This is a genomic window from Trichocoleus desertorum AS-A10, assembly GCF_039962155.1.
GTDB lineage: Bacteria > Cyanobacteriota > Cyanobacteriia > FACHB-46 > FACHB-46 > Trichocoleus.
Window position 1 is genome coordinate 703,334 of the sequence record NZ_JAMPKN010000001.1, and the last position, 21,132, is coordinate 724,465.

At 48.6% G+C, this 21,132-nt stretch carries 17 protein-coding genes; 9 read left to right on the forward strand and 8 right to left on the reverse strand.

All coding sequences use genetic code 11. The features are described from left to right. Window positions 1–182: 182 nt before the first annotated feature. The 5 genes from psb27 to pstS form a co-directional block, all read right to left on the reverse strand. Window positions 183–575, reverse strand: a complete 393-nt coding sequence (gene psb27 / locus NDA01_RS03235) for a photosystem II protein Psb27 (RefSeq protein WP_190433494.1) — start codon at window positions 573–575, stop codon at window positions 183–185. Between the two features lie 220 nt (window positions 576–795). Next, entirely contained in the window at window positions 796–1,602 is an 807-nt protein-coding gene (pstB, locus tag NDA01_RS03240; protein ID WP_190554918.1) for a phosphate ABC transporter ATP-binding protein PstB, read from the reverse strand. 271 nt (window positions 1,603–1,873) lie between these two features. Next, window positions 1,874–2,764 carry a phosphate ABC transporter permease PstA gene (gene pstA / locus NDA01_RS03245; RefSeq protein ID WP_190433492.1) on the reverse strand — a complete coding sequence of 297 codons (891 nt, stop codon included), beginning with the start codon at window positions 2,762–2,764 and terminating at the stop codon, window positions 1,874–1,876. A gap of 66 nt (window positions 2,765–2,830) precedes the next feature. Continuing rightward, window positions 2,831–3,784, reverse strand: a complete 954-nt coding sequence (pstC, locus tag NDA01_RS03250; protein ID WP_190433491.1) for a phosphate ABC transporter permease subunit PstC — start codon at window positions 3,782–3,784, stop codon at window positions 2,831–2,833. 75 nt (window positions 3,785–3,859) lie between these two features. Beyond that, on the reverse strand, window positions 3,860–4,996 hold the full coding sequence (gene pstS, locus NDA01_RS03255; RefSeq protein WP_190433490.1) for a phosphate ABC transporter substrate-binding protein PstS: 1,137 nt from the start codon (window positions 4,994–4,996) through the stop codon (window positions 3,860–3,862). Window positions 4,997–5,926: 930 nt separating this feature from the next. Between pstS and NDA01_RS03260 the strand changes: the two genes are divergently transcribed. Then, window positions 5,927–9,241 (forward strand): sensor histidine kinase, encoded by a 3,315-nt coding sequence (locus tag NDA01_RS03260; protein ID WP_348226838.1) that lies wholly within the window; start codon window positions 5,927–5,929, stop codon window positions 9,239–9,241. Here the strand turns inward: NDA01_RS03260 and NDA01_RS03265 are convergent. Both NDA01_RS03265 and NDA01_RS03270 read right to left on the reverse strand, forming a co-directional pair. Then, entirely contained in the window at window positions 9,238–10,719 is a 1,482-nt protein-coding gene (locus NDA01_RS03265; protein ID WP_348226839.1) for an MFS transporter, read from the reverse strand. The genes NDA01_RS03260 and NDA01_RS03265 overlap by 4 nt on opposite strands. 95 nt (window positions 10,720–10,814) lie before the next feature. Then, window positions 10,815–12,092 carry a hypothetical protein gene (locus NDA01_RS03270; RefSeq protein ID WP_348226840.1) on the reverse strand — a complete coding sequence of 426 codons (1,278 nt, stop codon included), beginning with the start codon at window positions 12,090–12,092 and terminating at the stop codon, window positions 10,815–10,817. A 203-nt stretch (window positions 12,093–12,295) separates the two neighbouring features. On the opposite strand from NDA01_RS03270, the gene NDA01_RS03275 reads away from it, so the two are divergent. Further along, window positions 12,296–12,832, forward strand: coding sequence for a phosphoribosyltransferase (locus tag NDA01_RS03275; protein ID WP_348226841.1), 537 nt, complete (start codon window positions 12,296–12,298; stop codon window positions 12,830–12,832). 75 nt (window positions 12,833–12,907) lie between these two features. Next, complete coding sequence (locus tag NDA01_RS03280; protein WP_348226842.1) at window positions 12,908–13,339, forward strand: cyclic di-GMP-binding domain-containing protein, MshE-related; 432 nt, start codon at window positions 12,908–12,910, stop codon at window positions 13,337–13,339. A gap of 28 nt (window positions 13,340–13,367) precedes the next feature. On the opposite strand, the gene NDA01_RS03285 is transcribed toward NDA01_RS03280, so the two are convergent. Next, window positions 13,368–14,339 carry an AEC family transporter gene (locus tag NDA01_RS03285; protein ID WP_348226843.1) on the reverse strand — a complete coding sequence of 324 codons (972 nt, stop codon included), beginning with the start codon at window positions 14,337–14,339 and terminating at the stop codon, window positions 13,368–13,370. Between the two features lie 113 nt (window positions 14,340–14,452). On the opposite strand from NDA01_RS03285, the gene NDA01_RS03290 reads away from it, so the two are divergent. The 6 genes from NDA01_RS03290 to NDA01_RS03315 all read left to right on the forward strand — a co-directional run bounded on the left by NDA01_RS03290 (window position 14,453) and on the right by NDA01_RS03315 (window position 21,047). Beyond that, complete coding sequence (locus NDA01_RS03290; protein ID WP_348226844.1) at window positions 14,453–15,265, forward strand: M15 family metallopeptidase; 813 nt, start codon at window positions 14,453–14,455, stop codon at window positions 15,263–15,265. A gap of 48 nt (window positions 15,266–15,313) precedes the next feature. Next, on the forward strand, window positions 15,314–16,021 hold the full coding sequence (locus NDA01_RS03295; RefSeq protein WP_348226845.1) for a M41 family metallopeptidase: 708 nt from the start codon (window positions 15,314–15,316) through the stop codon (window positions 16,019–16,021). A gap of 96 nt (window positions 16,022–16,117) precedes the next feature. Continuing rightward, window positions 16,118–16,576 carry a DEAD/DEAH box helicase gene (locus NDA01_RS03300; RefSeq protein ID WP_431193302.1) on the forward strand — a complete coding sequence of 153 codons (459 nt, stop codon included), beginning with the start codon at window positions 16,118–16,120 and terminating at the stop codon, window positions 16,574–16,576. Window positions 16,577–16,675: 99 nt separating this feature from the next. Continuing rightward, the gene (locus tag NDA01_RS03305) at window positions 16,676–18,079 is read left to right on the forward strand and encodes a tyrosine-type recombinase/integrase (RefSeq protein WP_348226846.1); all 1,404 of its coding nucleotides are present in this window, start codon (window positions 16,676–16,678) and stop codon (window positions 18,077–18,079) included. 6 nt (window positions 18,080–18,085) lie between these two features. After that, window positions 18,086–20,275, forward strand: coding sequence for a site-specific integrase (locus NDA01_RS03310; RefSeq protein ID WP_348226847.1), 2,190 nt, complete (start codon window positions 18,086–18,088; stop codon window positions 20,273–20,275). Beyond that, window positions 20,250–21,047: a hypothetical protein gene (locus NDA01_RS03315; protein WP_348226848.1), complete on the forward strand. Its 798-nt coding sequence runs from the start codon at window positions 20,250–20,252 to the stop codon at window positions 21,045–21,047. Before NDA01_RS03310 ends, NDA01_RS03315 begins: the two co-directional genes overlap by 26 nt. The last annotated feature ends 85 nt before the right edge of the window (window positions 21,048–21,132 follow it).

The window sequence follows — 21,132 nt, forward strand, 5'->3', positions numbered from 1 at the left end:
ACTTGGATTAAACCTGAGAAATCAAAATCGCCTTAGATCCAAAGCCAACTCGGATCTAAGGCGATTTTATAGTGAGAATGAAATGATGCCAAAAATTGCGATCGCGCGACGTTAACTAACGGAAGATCTTAAAATCTGCTACGAAAGTTACGATGCCAACTGGGTCTGCTGAAGCTGAAAAATTAAGCACCTCGGTTGAGAGCCGTTTCGACTTGGGTCAACTCCTGCTGCAAGCGGTCTCTGAGCTTTTGGGGCAGCGGGCGATTGGGATAAGAGCTGTAGTGCCCTGCCAGAGCATTCAAAGCAGTTCTCATAGTCGTAAAAGAACTCAGCTTGGTTACAGAGTCATCCCGGCGATACCGTGAGGCGAAGTCATTAATTTTCTGGCGAGCTTCTGTTTGAAGAGAGACACGATTGGGAGCGTCTTGAGGCAATTCAATGGTTTCTCGCAAACTGTTAACGAGCGTAAGAGTATCTTGCCGATAGTTGCCGCTGAGCTGGTCGCCACTGCATCCTGCCAGACCAACCGTAACCACTAGAATCAGAGCTAGCAAACGTGACAGATAGCGTTTCATAATGTATTACCGAAAAAGAACAGGATTAAATCAGAAAATTAACGTTAATCCTATCTTGTATCGGTACTAGGGGATCACCTTCCTAAGAGATAGGTATTGAGAGTAAAGACGAAATTGCTCTCAAAAAAAATAATCCAGACAAAGAAGATTGCTGGATGCAGTTAAATGCAAATATTTAATCTCGTTAGGGCTGAAGCTTGGCGCTAGCAATGATTAACAATTATCCGAAGCGACCGCTCACGTATTCTTGCGTAATCTGCTGTTGTGGACTTTGGAAAATGATTTCGGTGCGATCGTATTCAACTAGATAACCACTGCGTCCGCCTTTCTCGTTTTCCTCAACGTTGAAAAAAGCAGTGCGATCGGAGGCCCGAGACGCTTGCTGCATATTGTGCGTCACAATTACGATCGTATATTGCTGCTTCAACTCCTGCATTAAATCTTCGATGCGGAGGGTTGAGATGGGGTCCAAGGCTGAAGCAGGTTCATCCATCAAAATAATATCGGGCTGTACCGCGATCGCGCGGGCAATACACAACCGTTGTTGTTGCCCACCCGATAAGGCTAAACCACTCTCTCGCAGTTTGTCCTTAACTTCGTCCCAAAGCGCTGCCTGCTTGAGAGATTGCTCAACTAATTCATCCATATCCCCTTTATAGCCAACGAGCCGAGGACCAAAGGCGACGTTGTCGTAAATTGATTTGGGGAAAGGATTCGGCTTCTGGAATACCATGCCAATTCGGCGTCTCACTTCGACCGGATCGACTTCAGAGGCATAGAGGTCTTGAGCGTGGTAGTAAACTCTACCATCGGCCTTAAATCCCTTAATTAAGTCGTTGAGACGGTTGAAGCAGCGCAGCAAGGTGCTCTTACCACAGCCAGAAGGGCCAATAAGAGCTGTAATTTGGTTTTTGGCAATATCCAAGGAAATATTGCGGAGGGCGCGGAAGCTGCCGTAATAAACGTTCAGGTTTTCTGCACGTAAAACGGTATCCGTCTGACTGGCAATGGGACTATGAGTATGCATAAAGTTAACCCGAATGGATTAGTTCGCCTCTAATTAGTTGAAATGATTCAGAATGTTTCTATTCAAATGCAAGCTAGCAACTTACCTCGCACCGTCAGGCGTTGCCACCAAATGTAGTTATCCAATTAAGTCATAAACTTGAAACCCAAATTTCCGGGTATAGCCAACTCTTAAAGCAGGCGATCGCAAACATTCCTGAGGACGCACAGATATCTTACATTCTATTCAACCTTTCTTTTCGTGTGGCTGAGTAAAATTCATCAATCTGGGGTTAAGCCTTACGTCGAGTCAGCCAACGAGCCAAGATGCTAGTGACCAGCACCAAAGCCACAAGGACTAGGGAGCCTGCCCACGCTAGTTCTTGCTGATTTTTGTAAGGCGTAATGGCATAGTTGAAAATCAGAACAGATAGGGTGGGAGTTGGTTGCATCACACCCCGCGCCCAATACTGACTAAATAAGGCGGTGAAAATTAGGGGTGCGGTTTCCCCGGCAGCCCTAGCCACCGACAACATCACCCCAGTCAAAATTGCTGGGATCGCCGCAGGCAAGACGACACGGGCCACAGTTTGAAATTCAGTGGCTCCTAACCCCACAGCAGCCTGACGAATTTCATTCGGCACTGATTCTAGTGCCTCAGCCGCAGTTCTAACCACGATTGGCAACATCAGAACGGCAAGAGCGACGCCTCCAGCCAGGGCAGAGAAAGTACCTGTAGTCAGCACCACGACACTGTAGGCAAAAACCCCAACCACAATTGAAGGGACGCCACTCAGGACGTTGTTGAAGAAGTCAACCCAAGAAGCGAGGGTGGTATCTCTAGCAAATTCTGAGAGAAAGATCGCCCCTAAAATCCCGGCAGGGATGCTAATGGCGGCTCCAATGCCGACAGTAAGTAAGGTACCCAGAATGGCATTGCCAAATCCGCCGCCTTTGACGAGTGGTGGAGGTGGCAATTGGGTGAATAAATCTAAGCTCAGTCGATCGGCTCCATTGAGAATGACATAGGTCAACACTGCCACCAAAGGCAATAAGGCGATCGCGGCCGCAATAAACACCAACCCAGTCATGGCGGCGGAGAACAAAGTCCGAGGTGAGGTCCGAGACCGCATCAAGCTGCGCGGCGAAAAGGGAGGCGGTGAAGGAATGGGGAAATCAGCCATATAAGCGACTAGTTGCTAGATCTCGATTTTGACTAAATCTTTAAGTGAGCCAATTCAGCCTCAATACTAAAGGCTCTGCCTCATTGAGCGGACCAAGAGTTCAGCCAGAATATTGACTACCAGCGTTAAGGCAAACAAAATTAAGGCGGTGTACATCAGTGACGAAATTTGCAGCCCTGATGCCTCAGCAAATTGATTCGCCAAGAGTGAGGCGATCGTGGTGGCTGGAGAGAAAATTGATGGGCTGACCGTGTTGGCGTTGCCAATCACCATCGTGACCGCCATTGTTTCACCCAAAGCCCGACCCAATCCCAGCATCGTCGCCCCAACAATGCCAGAGAAAGCGGAAGGCAGCATGACTTTGAAGATGGTTTCCCAGCGAGTCGCGCCCAAACCATAGGAAGCTTGCCGCAACTCAGAAGGCACCGCCACTAAAGCATCACGGGAAATAGCTGCAATGATCGGCAGAGTCATAATAGCCAGGATGACTCCTGCGATGTACATCCCTGGTCCGCGTGGAGGGGTGCTAAAGAAGGGAACCCAGCCCAAGTGCTGGTGCAGCCAAAGAGCTAGTTTGCCGACCAAAGGAATGAGGACAAAAATGCCCCATAAGCCATAAACAACACTGGGAATTGCTGCGAGCAACTCAATGAGAAATACCAAAGGCTGCTGGATGCGGGGTGGCAAAAAATCCTCGCTGAGGAACAGAGCCACGCCTACACCGATGGGTAACGATAGCAACAGAGCAATAAAGGAGCTGACTAAAGTTCCGTAGATCGATGGCCAAGCTCCGTACTGATCTTCAACCGGATTCCAGGCGCTAGAGGTCAGAAAACCCAAGCCAAATTGCTGGATTGCAGGCCAGGACTGGTTGGCGACCTGCCAGGCGATCGCCAATAGCGTTAAACCAATTGCCACTGCAAAGAAGCCAGTGAGCCACTTAAAGCCAATATTCACATACCGGGAGATTGGAGACCGTTGATGAATTGTCTCCTGAGAATCTCTGACCAGCAAAGTCATGATTTCCTCTACTAATTAAAGACGTTCCGTAGGTACTGAAGAGCTACCTACGGAAACTAAATAGCACCAAATAGCTTATTGTGCCGGAGTTGCGGCGGCAACCTTAATGGTATCAAGAGTTGCGACAACTCGGTTGGCCAGCTCATCGGGTAAAGGCACATAGCCTAACTCCTGAGCATACTGGTCGCCATTAGAGAGTGCCCACTTGACCATGTTTTTCAACGCATCTGCTTTGGCTGGATCGTCGTACTGGCTGTAAACCAGCAACCAGGTCAAACCATTAATGGGATAAGCGTCTTTAGCTTCTGGGTCAGGAATCACCAAAGAAAAGTCTTCTGGAACGGTCACGCCAGCAAATGCTTTTGCAGATGCTTCAGGGCTAGGTGCAATAAATTCACCCCCCTTATTTTGTAGCGTAGCTGATTTGAGGTTGTTCTCTTTGGCGTAGGAGTACTCGGTATAGCCAACTGCACCGGGAGTTTGCTGAACCTGAGCGGTGACACCTTCGTTGCCTTTAGCACCGACAAAACCAGCGGGCCACTGTACAGCTTTAGAGGCACCCGCAGTCCAATTGGGGCAAGCTGCTTTCAGGTGAGTCGTAAAGATAAAGGTGGTACCGCTACCATCAGAGCGGTGAACAAAGGTGATGGGGTTGCTGGGTAGATTTACACCAGGGTTGTCTTGAACAATCTTGGGATCATTCCAGGTTTTAATGTCACCTTGCACAATGCCGCAGTAGGCTTCGCGCGATAGCTTGAGGTTGTCAACGCCATCTAGATTGTAGGCAAAGACAACAGCACCACCTGTCATAGGAATTTGAATGGCTTGGCCCCGCTTAGCCGGAAATCCTTGCCGCTCATCTTCTTTGAGGGGTGCGTCTGAGGCTCCGAAATCTACTGTTTCGGCCAAAAACTGCTTAACGCCAGCACCACTACCAACCGACTGGTAGCTGATTTCAACAGTGGGGTTTTGCTTCTTGTACTCAGAGAACCAGCGCTGATACAAGGGAGCGGGGAAGCTAGCGCCAGCGCCACTTAAAGCAATAGTTTGACCACCACCTGCATTGCTGTTGGCGGCAGTATTGCCAGCGGGTGCGGGGCTGCTACCTTGAGGACCGCTGGGGGGAGTTTGTTGGCAGGAAGCCAAACCGACCGTCAGGGCGATCGCAGAAGTCAGAAAAGCTCGATGAGCAAAGTTAAAGTGAAGCGCCATTGTCAGGTTCGGAGTAATTTTGCTGGACTGCTTATTTAGCAAACGAGAAAAGAATACAACTAAAGCGTAAAGATAAGGTTAACAAGGGGATTGAAATCTCTAGAAGCTTGCGATGGAACTAAAAATCAGCTTTTGTTTTTTGGCATGGCTGGTGACAGTTAGAGAGTTGTTAGATCTGTGGCTTTTGAATTTATAACTCAGCGAAGGAGTGTGCCAGCCTAAATGAATTTGCTCTTTAAAGATTTCTCTAAAGGGATAAATTGAATTTCGCAACTCAGTGTTCTGGCACAAAAATTCCTAAATTGGTGAATTGGTTGATATTGAAGTAGATGTGTTGAAATAAAACCAGAAGAATCAAATCCTGGTCGAATAAATTCATTTCAGTTTAACAACGACGTAGATAGAGAATTCTTTGATTAATTTTGATGGATTTGGATCTGATTTAAGGTTAGCGGAAAGCTAGGAAATGCGATCGATTTGGCGTAAATTATTTCTTATTCCTAGATTTATAAAAGAGCTACAAATGGTTGCTTGATTGGTGCTGTATAGCGTTAAGGAATCACCTTGCCCTTGCACAATGTTGCTAGCACAACGTCCCTACAGAAGCTTTGACTGCTGAATTAAGCATGAAAATATAGAATTTGCCTATGGTGCTTGTAGCAAAACAGCATTCGTTCCTTGCTCCGCCGAAGAACCAGTCTGTCTAGCTGCCACAAGACGTAGTAAAGCCAGTTAAACTAATAAATCTTGGTAATGCTATTTACCTGGCGAGCAGAAATCTTTAAGAAATATTTGTTAACTGACTCAGATTGAGGCGTCTAGTTGAGAGATTGTTAAGCTCAAAGTCGTTACTATAGGCAGCACGATTGAGCTGAAGCTGACGATACATACCCAGTCAAAACTGTCTTCCGCATCCCACTCGCACCTCTTATGCGAACTAGTGAACAAATTCAAGCAGAAATAGAAGAACGGTTAGGTTTTTTTCCACCTTTCTTTGCCGCTGCTCACTCAACCCCGGAGATCCTGGAGACGCTTTGGCAGCAGACTTTGTCTGCCTATCTGAATAATCCTTTGCCGACTTTAATTAAAGAAAAACTTTCAGCTTATCTGTCACGTTACTGTGCCGTGCCGTATTGCCTGATTTGCCACAGTTGCAGCTTGCAGCCTTTAGGCATGTCAGCCTTGAATATCCTTCAGTTATTAGAGTCTCCGCCTCCCACAGAAGCAAGGATTCAGTTTTACATTAGTGTTCTAGAGGCCCAGCCTACGGCTTTAATAACTTGGCCTGATCCAGGCTCATTGTTGGAAGAGAGCATTTTTAGCAGTGCAGTTTATATATTCCTCAGCTTGGATGCTTCTAAGGCTTGCTACAACCAAATGCAGCGAGTATTGGGAACTCAGTATTACAATCACTTGAGTGCGTTTTTGGCTTATTTGAAGCTGTGCCATGTTTGGGTAGAAGCGCATCCCGAAGTGACGTACGAGCTTGATCAACGGGCGCAAAAATATTTAGCTGCACTTTTGCAGGACGCTCCCCGCCTGAATCGGTTTTTTCGGCAGTATCGCCAACAGGTCACGACCGAAACTCAAAATCATGAGCAGCAGCTTTTGATCGAGATTACTCAGCGGCAGCGCATTGAGGCGGTGTTACAGGAAACGAATCAGGTGTTACAGGCCTTGATCCAGGCAGCACCCTCAGCCATTATTGCCTTGGACCAAAGGGGAAAGGTGAAGCTTTGGAATGCCGCAGCGGCAGCTATGTTTGGCTGGAAAGGCGCAGATGTGGTAGGTCAACCACTGCCGATTGTGTCCGATGCTGGACAAGCGGAATTTCAACAGCTTTATCAAGACATCTGCCAAGGAAAAACGGTCACCGGGTTACAGGTGCGCCGTCAACGACAAGATCATTCACAGATAGACTTGAGCCTCTCTGCGGGACCGCTTTATGACGTTGAGGGGCAGCTCAATGGGACGATCGCGGTGATTTCAGATGTGACTGAGCAAAAGCGATCGCAGGAGTTGCTAGAACGCCTCAGTCATCAGAACCACTTGATTCTCAACTCAGCGGGAGAAGGGATCTATGGCTTAGATCTGCAAGGTCACGTTACTTTTGTGAATCCTGCTGCTTCCAGAATGGTCGGTTGGGAAGTAGAAGAGTTGATTGGTCAGCCGATGCATGCCACCATTCATCACTCTAAGCTAGATGGCACACCTCATCTAGAGAGTGACTGCCCCATTTATGCCGCTTTCAAGGATGGGATGGTGCGACAAGGCATAGAAGATATCTTTTGGTGTAAGAATGGCACTTCATTTCCGGTGGAGTACACCTCCATGCCCATTCGTGAGCATGAAGTATTGGTGGGTGCGGTAGTTACGTTCAAGGACATCACTGAACGCAAACGGGCGGAAGCCCAACTTCAACAACAAACAGAACGCGATCGCCTGCTTGCTGATATGGCTTTGCGAATTCGGCGATCGCTGAATCTGAATGATATTTTGCAGACTGCTGTGGCTGAGACACGAAATCTCCTGCAAATTGAGCGAGCCGCCATTTACCGAATTATTCCGGATCAGCCTGGGCAATTTATTGTGGAATCCGTGGCTCCAGGCTGTCTATCCGTTCTGGGGATCGAGCTGCATGATCCTTGTTTTGATGTGGATTACAGTCACCAATATCAACAGGGACGAATTTCTGTCGTCGATGATATTTACCAGACAAGCTATCTATCTTGTTACTTAGAATTTTTAGAACGCATCCAGATTCGAGCTAACCTCCTAGTGCCGATCGTGTCCAACGATCAGCTTTGGGGGCTGCTCTGCGCTCATCAGTGCTCTGCTCCCCGACACTGGGAACCGTTTGAGATTGACTCCCTGCAAAGGCTGGTAACTCAGCTCGCGATCGCCATTCAACAATCGGAACTTTACGAACAGGTGCAACGCTTAAATGCTCGATTAGAGCAGCAAGTGGTGGAACGCACAGTGCAATTGCAGCAAGCCTTAGATTTTGAAGCCACGCTGAAACGGATCACCGATAAGGTCCGCGATAGCTTGGATGAAGACTACATTTTGAGCACAGCTGTCAAGGAATTAGCCCAAGGCTTAGGGGTGCCCTGTTGTGATACCGGACTCTACAATGCCGACCACACAATCTCTACTATCAGTCATGATTACAGCCCTGGCCCCTCAGCCGTGGGCCAAGTCATTCAGATGGCTGATCGACCAGAAGTGTACTATCAGCTTTTACAAGGTCAGCATCTTCAGTTCTGTATCTACGAGGGTTTAGCGCTACGTCCGATCCAAGTTGCAGCGACCTTGCTGGCTTGCCCGATTCTGGATGACCAAGGAGTCCTAGGAGATCTCTGGCTCTTTCGATCCAGTGGTTCAGTCTTTAATGAGCTGGAAATTCGCTTAGTGCAGCAAGTGGCTAACCAGTGCGCGATCGCCATTCGCCAAGCCCGCTTATACCAAAGATCGCGAACCCAGGTCGCCGAACTGGAAATGCTGAATCGGCTGAAGGATGACTTCCTCAGTACCGTGTCTCATGAGCTTCGCACTCCCATCTCCAACATGAAAATGGCGATTCACATGCTACGGATGGCCCCCAGCGCCGAGCGGCAAGAACGCTACTTACAAATTTTGCAAACTGAATGTGCCCGCGAAGCTGAGCTGATCAACGATCTGCTAGATTTACAACGTCTGGAAGCTGCGTCTTATCCCCTTTTTGTGGTGGAGTCGATTGATTTGCAGCATTGGCTGCCCGAACTTCTAGAGCCATTTCAGACGCGATCGCAGCAGCATCACCAGGTTTTGCGCCTAGAGTTCTTGTCTCAGCCACCTACTTTGATCTCGGACCGAGCCAGTTTAAGCCGAATCATTGCCGAGTTGCTCAACAACGCCTGTAAGTACACGCCGTCCAAAGGCCAAATCGTTGTACAGGTTAACCACCAGCCCCCGCTCAAAAACTTGTCAGCAGGGATCAATACCAGCGTTACTTTGGCAGTTCGCAACCAGGTAGAAATCCCAGCCGCCGAGCTACCCCGGATTTTTGAAAAATTCTATCGCGTGCCGAATGCTGATCCTTGGAAACAAGGGGGAACAGGTTTAGGCTTAGCCTTAGTACAGCGACTGGCGGAGCGCTTGAAAGGAACGATCCGAGTCGACAGCGGTGGAGGATGGACTACGTTTTTGCTAGAGTTGCCGACTCAGCCTAGCCAGGAAGCGGTTGAAAGTATTGAAGGTACTTAAATTTCTTCAGAAGCTTCAGGACCAGCACTTTTACCGTGGTGGGCTTTGCGTTCCTGTAGCTTCAAGAGAATCTCAGCGTGAACTTCGCGAGTAATCGGATAAAAATATGCTAACCCTAATCCCAGCAGCAAAAAAGCTAAGGGGAGAGGACCAACTAAGCAGCGAATGGCAAATAAAGCCGACTCAGGTTGTTGGGGTGCCTCCTGTCCTGCAACGGTGGCAATAAAACCAGAGCCATCCAAAACCTTACCGACCATAAACAAGCCGAAAGCTAAACCGATTTTTTGCAGCAGCACCATAAAGCCGTAGAAGATGCCTTCCCGCCGTTGCCCAGTCTGCAACTCATCGAGTTCAATCACATCTGGCATCATTGACCAAGGAATCAGATAGGCTGTTGAGACGCCAAACCCAGCGAGAAAAGCCAGCACAAACATTAGTGCTGTTTGCCCCGGTTGCAGGAAAAAAAGTGCAACTTCAGCAATGATCCATAAGCTCATGCCCATGAAATAGACCGCCTTCTTGCCTAGATGCTTACTCACTCTGCTCCAGACAAACAGCATGATCAGGGCAGTCACTTGAATGACCAGCACGACCTGAGTGAATGTTTCCTGGGAAAGGCGCATCCAGTGAACGACAAAGTAGGGAATAACCGCGACTGTATTTTGCACGGCGATCCAAGAGCAAAGGTAGATGCCAACTACAAAGAGAAATGGGCGATTGCGAAAGACAATGCCTAGCTGTTCTAAGTAGGGCAGTGGCTCCGTTCCGTCGCTACTAGCTTGACGCTCTCTCTCGGTAACTGTGACTCGTTTCCGGGTGCCCCAAACACACCAATAGAGTGGTAGCACTGATAAAACGGTGCAAACCCCTGCAAGCACGAGATATTGCTGAGCAGGATTTCCTTGAACCACCTTGAAGATGGCCAATGCCAACACTAGCGAGAGAATGCTGCCACCAATGGAGAAGGCAAAGCGGAAACTGTTGAGGTTGGTGCGCTCGTTATAGTCTTGGGTCAGTTCTGGTGTTAGAGCAGTATAGGGTAGGTTAACCGCTGTATAAAACGTATTGAACAGGATAGAAATGCCCACGTAATACCAGAACAACCCCCACTGGTTAGTCACTGGGTTGCTACTAAAACGTGGGATTAGCCACTGTAAAAAAAAGAAGATGCCAAACGGGACGGCTCCAAAAATCATCCAAGGATGCCGACGCCCCCAGCGGCTTTTAGTGCGATCGCTCAGCGTCCCCACCACTGGGTCGTTAACCGCATCCCAAACTTTGCCAATCATCAAGATATTGGCAGCCAACCCTGCTCCCAACCCTGCCACACTGGTAAAGAAGTACAACAAAAATACGCCTAGTAAATTTGCTGTAATGGCAGGCCCTAAATCTCCCGCTCCATAGGCCAGCTTGGTACTCAAGCTCAGCTTTTCTTCTGCGGGAGTCGCAGCATCGGTAAGGGGAGACGGATCGTTCATAACAGTTGGCACCGACGAGAAAGAGCAACCTTGGTATGGAATAAAACAAGCTAACTATCCGAGCACCAAGGGTTTATCAAAACTATCAGAAACTATCAGATTTTCTGCGCTTTGGCACGATAAGTTAACGGTAAAACTAGACCTTTAGTTTTACGGGCGGGTCGCTCTAGGGCTTGACTGAAGCTCAGCGTCCAAGTTTGGGTCGGGGAAGCTCGATAAATCCACTGAGCGTGAGGACAAATGCGAGATTGCCGAGTGACTATAGTAGACGCTATCTCAGGAGTCTTAAGCGCTTTAGTGTTTAGTACCTTTTGAGTGAATTCCAAATCGAGCATTAAGTAACCTGCGGTTCGCCATTGCTGAGCAAACCCAAACAACATATCTCCACCCTCTCCATTCCAGAGAGCGAGTGAGGTTCCTAAATCGTCATCAAAAGTCCGAGGATTAAAAAGACAGACATTTTGCTGGGGTAAGTCCGTGTAAGCTCGGCGCATTTTGCTAGCCGCATCCAAAGCAGCCAGGCGAAGATAAGGTTGGCGGATCGAGAACCAAAATTGTTGCAGTCCTGCGTGCTCAGGCTTACCTAACAGACCCGTTTTTCGAATCAAGTCGGCAACCAACCAACTCTCCCAGGTCAATGCTGCTTGAAAAGACTGGCGGTAATCGTGCTCCATTAGACGTTGCTGCCAAATGGGCGGTAACTGCTGCATTTTACGGAGGCTACCCGCTTGGATTTTAGTCATGATTAGCGCCACGACTTGACTGTTTAGCTCTGGGCGATCGCGCAAGCCTTGGGTCAACCTCCAACTCGCTTCCAGATTGGCGATCGCTGCCTCAGGTTGGCCGAGCCGATTCTTTTCTAGAGCATCAATGGCCAGCAGCCGTTGTAGCTTCACAAAGCCAGCAAAGTCCGGGCGAACTTGAGTTGCATTGGGGCGAGGCATGGCTGTGGCCCACTGAGGTACTTCACCTTGTAGCCCTTGCTGACGGATGGCATCTAAGGTGTCGGCATTCGCCCGTAGATATTTTTGTAAGGGTGGGGGTAGTGGCTCCACTGCATCAGTGGCATCTTCTAACTGCTTGTCTAAAAATTCTTGCAGTTCTGGCTGAATCGCCTCAAATTGCTGGACCGCTGTTGGAGTTAGGCGATCGCTTTTGGCACCCAGCAGATTGATGCCTAACCTAGCGCTTAATACCTCTAGCTGCAAAGCTGCACGATTAGGGGCAGAATCGGCAAATCGAGTTGTAAAAACTTGCCACTGTTGCTGAGATTGTTTTTCTTGCTCAGCCGCAACCCAATTGGCAACCCATAGACAGGCGATCGGCAAACTAGCAAAGCCCAAACAAAGCCATAAAAGTATCTTTTTTCGCATCTGTACTTAGCCGTGGGCGAGCAGAAATTTCTGAGAGGTCAGCTTAGGATGCCCAGTGTCACGATTGTCCGTATGCGTCCCAAATTGACTTGTGATGGTAGGGTCGTGGCAGAAGGGAGACTAGCAAGCTGAGAAATTCCTGAGTGAGATGGGGTTAAGAGTTGTATCATGCTCTTCATTCTTACTGCTTAATTGAATCAATCATGGTGGATCTTCACGTTTCTTGGGCTGAGTATTATCAAAAAATTGAAGCATTAGCTGCTCAAATTTATCAGTCAAATTGGCAATTCAATCAGATTATTTGTTTAGCTAAAGGTGGTTTGCGCGTCGGTGATATTCTGTCGCGAATTTATAATCAACCTTTAGCAATTTTGGCCACTTCATCTTATGGTGGGCTGAACAATCAAGTGCGGGGTTCGATTACGTTCTCGCATGACTTAACCATGACAACTGCCAATTTGGGTAGCCATATCTTACTGGTAGACGACTTGGTAGATTCCGGAGTGACCCTAGAGCGCACCTTAACTTGGCTCGATCGCAAATATGGTTTTTATGTGGAAGAGGTACGAACAGCGGTGCTTTGGTATAAGGCTTGTTCTTCCATTGCACCGGATTATTACGTAGATCACCTACTCGACAATCCTTGGATTCATCAGCCTTTTGAAAAGTATGAGCGAATGAACCCCAGTGAACTAGTAACTCCAGCGATCGCGCCTCCGGTTAATCGTCAAGCCCAATAAATGTCAGTAAATTTCAGGAATTGGAGTTGCGAACTGTGAAGGGGCTACAAACCAGCTTGATAGACTGAAATCACAATGTCAGATAAAAAGCCGGACAAAAGGCCAGACAAAAGCGATCGCTTGGAGAAGCCAGCTGTGCCAGATCACGCGAGTCATATAAAGCGCTTAGGTGGGTACTTAGTGGAAGCTGGCTTGCTGTCACCTGGGCAGATAGATGTAGCCTTGAATGATCAAAAGCTAACTGGAATGCGCTTTGGTGACATCCTGGTAACAAGGGGCTGGGTCAAACAACAAACAATTGAGTATTTGATGCAGAAAGTAATTGTCCCAGAACGCCAAGCTTCATTACAAAGACGCAAGACCCAAACTCACATTGCACCAGATCAGGTAAATAAAGCATCCCAGTCTTCACGAGGCATACCTAAAGAGAGCCGCCGTGAAGTGCCAATTACTAAACCCTTACCAGCCGTCAACAGCAGCGGTGAAGACGTCAGTTGGGTGGGGTAAATGACCTATCCTGCCTAGCTAGCCAAGGCTACTGAAAGAGCCATAACCAAATGGGCAAAGTAAACAAGAGGCCCGTAGAACCCACTGCTAGAGCCGTGACGGCTAAGTCACGATCCAAATCATAGGCTTCAGCAATCACAAGGGTGGCGAAAGCAGGCGGCATGGCCATTTGCAACACAATAACTAACTGAGCAGGACCCTGAACCCCAACCAGCCATAGCCCCAATCCTAGGAGGAATGGCACTACTAACATTTTGATGCCAAGGCTAATAGAGGCAAGACGTAGACTGCGCCAAGAAGACAATTGGCTGAGTCGCATCCCAATCAAAATCAAGGACAGAGCTACATTGCTCCAAGCTGCTATCTCTAAACTTTGCTCTAAAAGCGGAGGTAAGGGCACTGCTCGAAACGTTAACCCCAACCCCAAACTCCAAAGGGCGGGATTTTTGCCGAGAGCTTGCGCTAGCCACCCATAAGGCTGCACCCCCATTCCATAACGAGCCGCCATGACGACCCCTAGTCCGTAAGCTCCTATCGTGGTTCCTAGGAGATCGTAGAATAATGCCCAAGCAAAGTATTTAGAGCCAACCAAAGTGAGGGTGACAGGATAGCCTAAATAACCCGTATTCCCGACCATAGCAGCGAGTATGAAGCTGCCTCGCGTTGGTTTACTCGGATTAGGCTCGTTTAGATCAGGTTTGCCTAAATCAGGTTTGCTCAGGGCCAAAGCCTGGGATTGGTGTTGCAACCAAAGCCAAGCGAGTCCTGCTCCCAAAAAAATTGCAGCCCAGGCAGTCACAGGAGCAATCCAAATCGGTCCACTCAAACTAGCGCGCCGCAAAAACGCCACAATGCTAATTGGCACCCCGATCCAGAAGAGAAACTTTCCTAGGATGCCCATAGTCGCTGGAGGCAGCCGCTGACCCAGAGCTAGCCCCAAAAACACCCATCCCATCAGGGGTAAATAAAGTTTTAGCAGGCTGATTCCGAGGCTAGGCATAGCGGGATCAAAGCAAAAAGACTGGACTGTCGATTGATCGGCTCCGGTCTACAATTTTTAATATTGCAATCGGTTTAGTTGTTATGCTGCGACCTCAAGGCAGGAGTTGAAATTTGAATAACCCCGATCTGCCTGGAAAACCACCGCAAGTTCCTGCATCATTGGGCGATATCCCGGAAGCAGTGCGGGAAACCCCAGAGATTCAACCTCAGCCTAAGCTGCCTCGACAATGGCTCATGGGAGCGGCAGGTGGGTTAGGCGCAATCGCGCTCTTAAGTAGTGTTTGGCTTGTCTCTCAATCTCAAAAGCCAGCCCCTTCTAGTCCAGGTGCTAATGCTACAGCCCCCTCACCCCAAACAGAGCCAACTGTCGGTCCGAATGGAGAGACTTTGTTGGGGCATTTGCCTTATCCAGAAGCACCTGCCGCAGAGCTAGAACCTCTGACAATGGATGGCAACATCAAGTTAAGGAAAGCGGCGGCAGCAGCCTTTGAGTCGATGGTAGCAGCAGCTCAAGCAGACGGTGTGGCACTCGTACCGATTTCGGGGTTTCGCTCCCTAGCAGACCAACAGCATGTCTTTTTTGATATCAAGGCAGAACGCGGGCAGGATGCAACCAAGCGAGCCGAGGTAAGTGCGCCACCGGGCTACAGCGAGCACCATACAGGCTATGCGATTGATGTTGGTGATGCTAATGCTCCAGAGACTAACTTGAGTACGAGCTTTGAAGAGACTACAGCTTTTCAGTGGCTCAAAAACAATGCTGTTCGCTATAACTTTGAGATTTCTTTTACCAAAAATAATCCTCAGAATGTGAGTTACGAGCCTTGGCATTGGCGCTTTGTGGGCGATCGCGCCAGTTTAGAAACTTTTTATAAGGCGAAAAATCTAGCACCTGCTCCCAGCAGCACCAATAGCCCCCAGTAATCTTGAGTAGCCTAGAGTAGTCTTTAACTTCATGGTTCCATCAGCCGCATGAATCAAATCACGCTTAACTTGGTTGCTATTTCTGTGTTTACCGTGACGATGACCAGCCTCTTAGGGCCGCTCGTCCATCTCTCGCCTCTGGTGCCTGCGATCGCGGTAGTGGCGCTGATGAGCTTGGTCACGGTGGATCGCTTTGCTTGGCAAGGGACAGGTGGCACCTTGGTAGTGGATTGGTTTGCTAGGCGATCCCCGGCCCATCGCGATCGCGTGGTTCATCACGAAGCAGGACATTTTCTAGTCGCTTATTTGCTCAATATTCCAATCACGGGCTATGCCTTAAGTGCATGGGATGCTTTTAAGCAAGGCCAAGCAGGTCAAGGCGGAGTCACCTTTGACTGTCAAGAACTAGATGCAGAGTTACAACAAGGCACCCTTTCCGCCCAACTCCTAGAGCGCTACTGTACGGTTTGGATGGCGGGAGGTGTGGCAGAAACGCTGGTCTATGGCGATGCCGAAGGAGGCGCAGATGACCTGCGAAAGTTCCGCACTATTTGGGTCCAACTGCGCCGTTCACAGCGAGAAGGGCAAGAAAAAGAACGATGGGCTGTTCTAAAAGCTCGAAATTTATTGCAACAGCATCAAGAAGCTTATACAGCTTTGGTAGAAGCGTTAAAACAACAATTGAATGTGGCAGAGTGCTACCACGTTTTGGAACAACATCGTCCGAACCTAGAAGCTACAGCAATCAATCCTTAGGTTCTCTGCTAGCTCGCAGCCTCAACTCTAGTTCTGGGAATGCTAAGCCAGGGTGCGTTCCTGTACAGGTACAGGTATTCAATCGCGAGCGGAGTCATGAATTCAGTCCAACCCCGTCTCTGGAGCCAAGCTCAGCAAACGTTAGAAGAAGTTTGGGGTTACTCGGCATTTCGACCGCCACAAGCTGAAGTTGTGCAGAGCTTGTTGGCACAACGAGATTCCCTGAGCATCATGCCGACCGGAGGTGGCAAGTCAATTTGCTTTCAATTGCCAGCCTTGCTGCAACCTGGGTTGACGTTAGTGGTTTCTCCTTTGGTGGCGCTGATGGAGAACCAAGTACAAGAACTGCAACAACGTCGCCTGCCTGCGGCCCTGCTCCACAGCGAACTGCCGATTCGACAGCGCAAACAAACGTTGTGGGCACTAGAACAACAAAAGCTGCGGTTGCTGTACCTCTCGCCAGAAACTTTGCTGAGTCCCGCTGTCTGGGAGAGATTATGCCAACCAAACTTGAAAATCAATAGCTTGGTACTTGATGAAGCTCATTGTCATTAGAAAAGCAAAATTACATTAAAATCCTTGATCTCTTGTAAATAAAGGCTTTTTCTATAAGCTAATAGCTTAGAATCGAGGCTAGTCTCGATGGTGTAGCTCATGGCAAGGGCATATCGATTGGTAGCTAGACCTACGGAAGTGGATCATGGGCATCCATTTGTGGTTTCCGACTGCCAACAACAGCTTCACTATCATCTGACTCGATTTAGCAAGTTCGCCATCAAGTCTCGTACATTCGCCACAGTCCGGGGCTATTTGTACGCACTTCTACCTTACTTTACCTGGCTCGATACAGATTCCAGGCAGGTTCAAGCTCAGCGACACTGGCAAGAGCCTCCAGAGCAAGTGCGCTTTGCGGTGGACGACTATTTAACCCAGCATATGCGGTGCCAGATAGGGGAACACCCTCTTGGCTTTCAAATGGTTTACCGGACAGGAAAGACCCCCGCCGAAGTCCGCACCTTTTTAACCGCCCTCAAGTGCTTCTATAAGCTCATGAAGCTGAACGGGTACTATTCCCATCCCAATCCCTTGATTGACTCCTCAGCTAAGATTTTCACGGCTCTGGAGGCCGAAACAGACGACGCTAATCAGATACCCCGAATGCCGGACATTAGCGGGGTCGAAAAGCCTTCACCTAGAAAACGTTTAACCGATAGCTATTTCAAGCTGGAGAGCGAGGAGTGGGTGCCTCAAGTAATTGATAACCCTGACTTTTACAGACTGATTCTAGAGGCAGGGCGACAATTGCCTAATTGGGGGTTAAGGGAGGGGTGCGTTACCCGTTTACTTTTTGAATCCGGCGGGCGGATTTCAGAAGTCGTAGGAGTAACCCTAGAAGACTGGATGAAGCTGGGGTTAAAGCAAGAAATTAGCACTTTTAGTAAACGTAGCAGAGGCAGGCGGGTTAAAGTCTTACGGTTCTCAAACGACACCGCTAAACTGTTGCGGCGCTACTTTAATACAGAGCGGATTAAGTTTAGTCCGGATCGGTATACACTTTCCGACTATCAAGAAAAGGCAAGGCTGAAACAGGTCGATTTAAGCGAAGTTCCGCTGTTTTTAACCATGCAGCGTACACCGTTCAGCCCTCAAAACTATCGCGACAACTACTGGAAGCCCGCTTGCGATATTGCTGGCATTGAAGCTGATTTACATCAAGCCCGTCACTGGTACGTTACGAGTGCCATCCGACAAATTTATGCCATTGCTGGTGCTAACCACGGGGAAGTGGAACGTCTGAAACGAACACTCCAACAATACATGGCCTGGAGAAGCGACGACACCATTAAGGCTTATGACCACTTCTTTGACAGCATTGCCCACGCAAAGATTCAAGACGCCGTTCATCAACAGATGGATTGGGATCTGAACCAGCGCTTAGATTCAGCAAAAACTGAACCGCCTCCAGCTTTTGAAGTCCATACACAGGTTTCCGTACCTGGTTCATTGAATCTACCGGAAGATGAAGACTTCGATTATCTTCGCAGGATAGGAGGCTAAGTCGGTATGGTTGATTCAAAGCTCGATGTCCAAACGGATGCTTGGCAACGCTTGGCGGGGAAAATCTCCCCGCTTATTCTACAAGCACCCAAAACAGGTGGAGACCCACAAGGTAAGTGGACTAAGGTGCATGACAAACTGGTGTGCTATCTAGAGCGCAATGCTCTGGGCAAACCTTGGGCCGATCACCTGGCACTGATAACTGCTGTCATGATGGCTCATCATCTACAGGTCAACACCATTCTGAGTGTACTGAGATCCCTGAATAGTCGTTGGGGCAAACTCTTTCCAGCTCTAGAGCTGCAAACCCTAGCGGATTGGGACGGCAAAAAGCACATGCGGATGTATTTGGAGGTAGAAGTTCTACCTGAAGATAGCCAAGTCACCCGTGTAGGATTCTGGAGCAATTACGTAACAGCAGTTAACCACACTCATCGTTGGCTAAAGTCCCTGCCTGAGCCTATTCGAGAGAATTATCGTCCCTTTATCTTGCCCTATATAGACTCCAGAGAGGTTGAAGGTCTCATCAGTGATAAAGAAATTCAAGAACGTCAACGGCAAAAGCGCAAGTCAGAAACCGATGCCCTAATGCCTCATTTTCTGCAAGTTCGCGCTCAGGGGCATCTTCGTTACAACAAGATGTCTCGTCTGCTCTCCTGCTGGTTTCAAGCCCTCCAGACTATCGTTGAACAGAATTTGCCGTTCCCCTTTAGTTTTTTCTGCGAAGAGGGACAAGAGCGATTGCATTTTAAGGTATGGGATCGCCGCAGTTTTGTCATTGCTCATGCCTCTGACTACTGTGAGTCAACTGTTAAGAAAGCTCGTCAAGGAGTGGGAGCGTTTGTGGATGAACGGAACAGACCGTTCTTAGAGTTTGTCAAGGCAGAGCGTTTAAGCGATGATGCTCCACCAGAAGGATTTTGGTTCGAGGACATGCTCCGTGTTGGGGTTATTGGGCAGGCTGGACAACGCCTCTTTAATCAGGAACTTGCAGAGAAACGGCAGTCTTGGCTAAGAAACTGGGGTTACGGGGAAGAAGATTCGGATAAACGGTCAGCCCCGTTTAAAGTATCGGTTTCTGAAGTTCTGAATTGGAGCCACAAGGATGCTGTCTTCATTGCTCAGGCACAAATAAAAGCCAAAGGGGTTTTCATTCCTGTAGAAGCCTTCTATGTAGCTGCTGTGTTTGGGCTTCTAGCAGTGGAGTTATTCACAACAACCGGAATGCGTATCAATGAACTTCTACAAGTCCGTCTAAGCAAAGATGCGTTTACCCGTGTCGAGATTCCACCTACTGCGGCAGGACAACCCCCTTCTTTTCGCCATGTCTTTCACTTAATTCCCAAAGGAGAACGTACAGACAAGCCGCACGACTACTTCATTGCTCAAGAGACAACGCGCTTGCTGGTGAAGGTTGCCAAAATGTTGCAGGAGCACTATGCGATCAACCTGGACAACGATGAAAGTCTACCTGCTGTACCGTTTAATCCTGGTCATAGCAGATCTCACCGATTCGGGGACGCACCCTACCTATTTCAATATAACCACCGCCACCTTAATGATCGAGACATTACCGCCTGTATGCGATTCTTGCTGCACGGAATGGTATTCAAGACTAGAGAGGGTAAGCCAGTTGTCTTGAAGGCACATTTGCTACGACATGGTTTTGCCAACCATGCCGTTCAGGTTGGGAAGGTGGCTATCGACGTTGTAGGAAGCTGGCTACATCAGAAGAATCCAGACATCACTTGGTACTACGCACAGGCAACCGGAACACAGATTTCGGAAGCTTCTGACCTGTTCTTGGCACGGCTAGCTAGCCACTTCGACTTGGGGGAATTCATTATCCGCTCTCCAGAAGAGTTACGGCAGCAACGGGAAGATGCCCTTAAGCTGATCGGAACACTAAACCCGGTAAGCGGAGGAGATTGCACGTTTAATTTCCCTTGCATACACGGATTAGCTTGTAACGGTTGCGGTCACAAAGTACCAGATCCTTCCAAACGCTATCAGGTTGAAGGAAAAATAGACTGGGCAAAAGATGGGTTGGCATCCTCCACTGAACAAGGTTTACGCCCTGAAGCCGAGCAACTAAAAGACCTTATTCGTCGGTGTGAAGTTGAACTTCTAGAGATGGATCAGATTGAGCACTACCAGGAGGATGAAAACCGTGATGCTACCATCTGTATCGAGTAGTGAAGAACCGGAAGCCCCCAAGTGCTTGCAGGAAAAGGTCTACGGCCCCAAGATGGAGCGTACTGTCCGATTGGTTAAAGCCAGTGTAGACGCACTAGTTCAAGCGAAACAAACGGTTTCTAAGGCTACTGTCGTGGCAAAGTCGAAAGAGCTTGACCCGGAAGGGAAAGGTGTATCTGCTAGCGCCATTAAACGTAATGCAGATGCCTTTGCTTATTACGAGAAACACCGGAGTTACAAGGAGCCTCAAGGAAGGCGTGTAGCTCCTGCCAAAGAATCTATTGAAACAGACTTGCTCCGGATTAAGCCTAATCGGGATGAAAACCGAGCACGGCAACGCTACTTAAAACTCACTAAAGAGCAGTTAGTAGCACGCCTCATTGTGGTCGAGAATGCCTTCGCTCAGCAGCAGGAGTGCTGGAATCAAAATAATGACGAGTTACTTAGTCAGCTCTTGAAAGAAGAGGAGCTTAATGAATCTCAGGTTGATAGCTCAGATAAAAAGACCCAAAGGCTGATTGCGGAGAACAAGCAATTAAAAAGTGAAAAGGAAAAGTGGCAGGCAGAGAAGAGGGAATTACAATCTCGTCTGGCGGGACAGGAGTCCTTAGAGGCTGAAAATGAGGGCCTAAAGAAGGAGAATGCTCGTATGTTGAATCAGTTGACTATTGCCAATGCTGGGCAGAGAGAGCGTGATGCCCAACAATTCGCCAAAGCGCTCAAGACACCCAAACAGGTAGGAGCGGCGGAAATTCCGGATATACCCTTTTAAGTACTCCGGATTAAGTGATCCGGTGGGAATACCCTTGAAAAGAATTTTGGGGTAAGATGCCCTTTAAGTGCAAAAGCGACCCCCT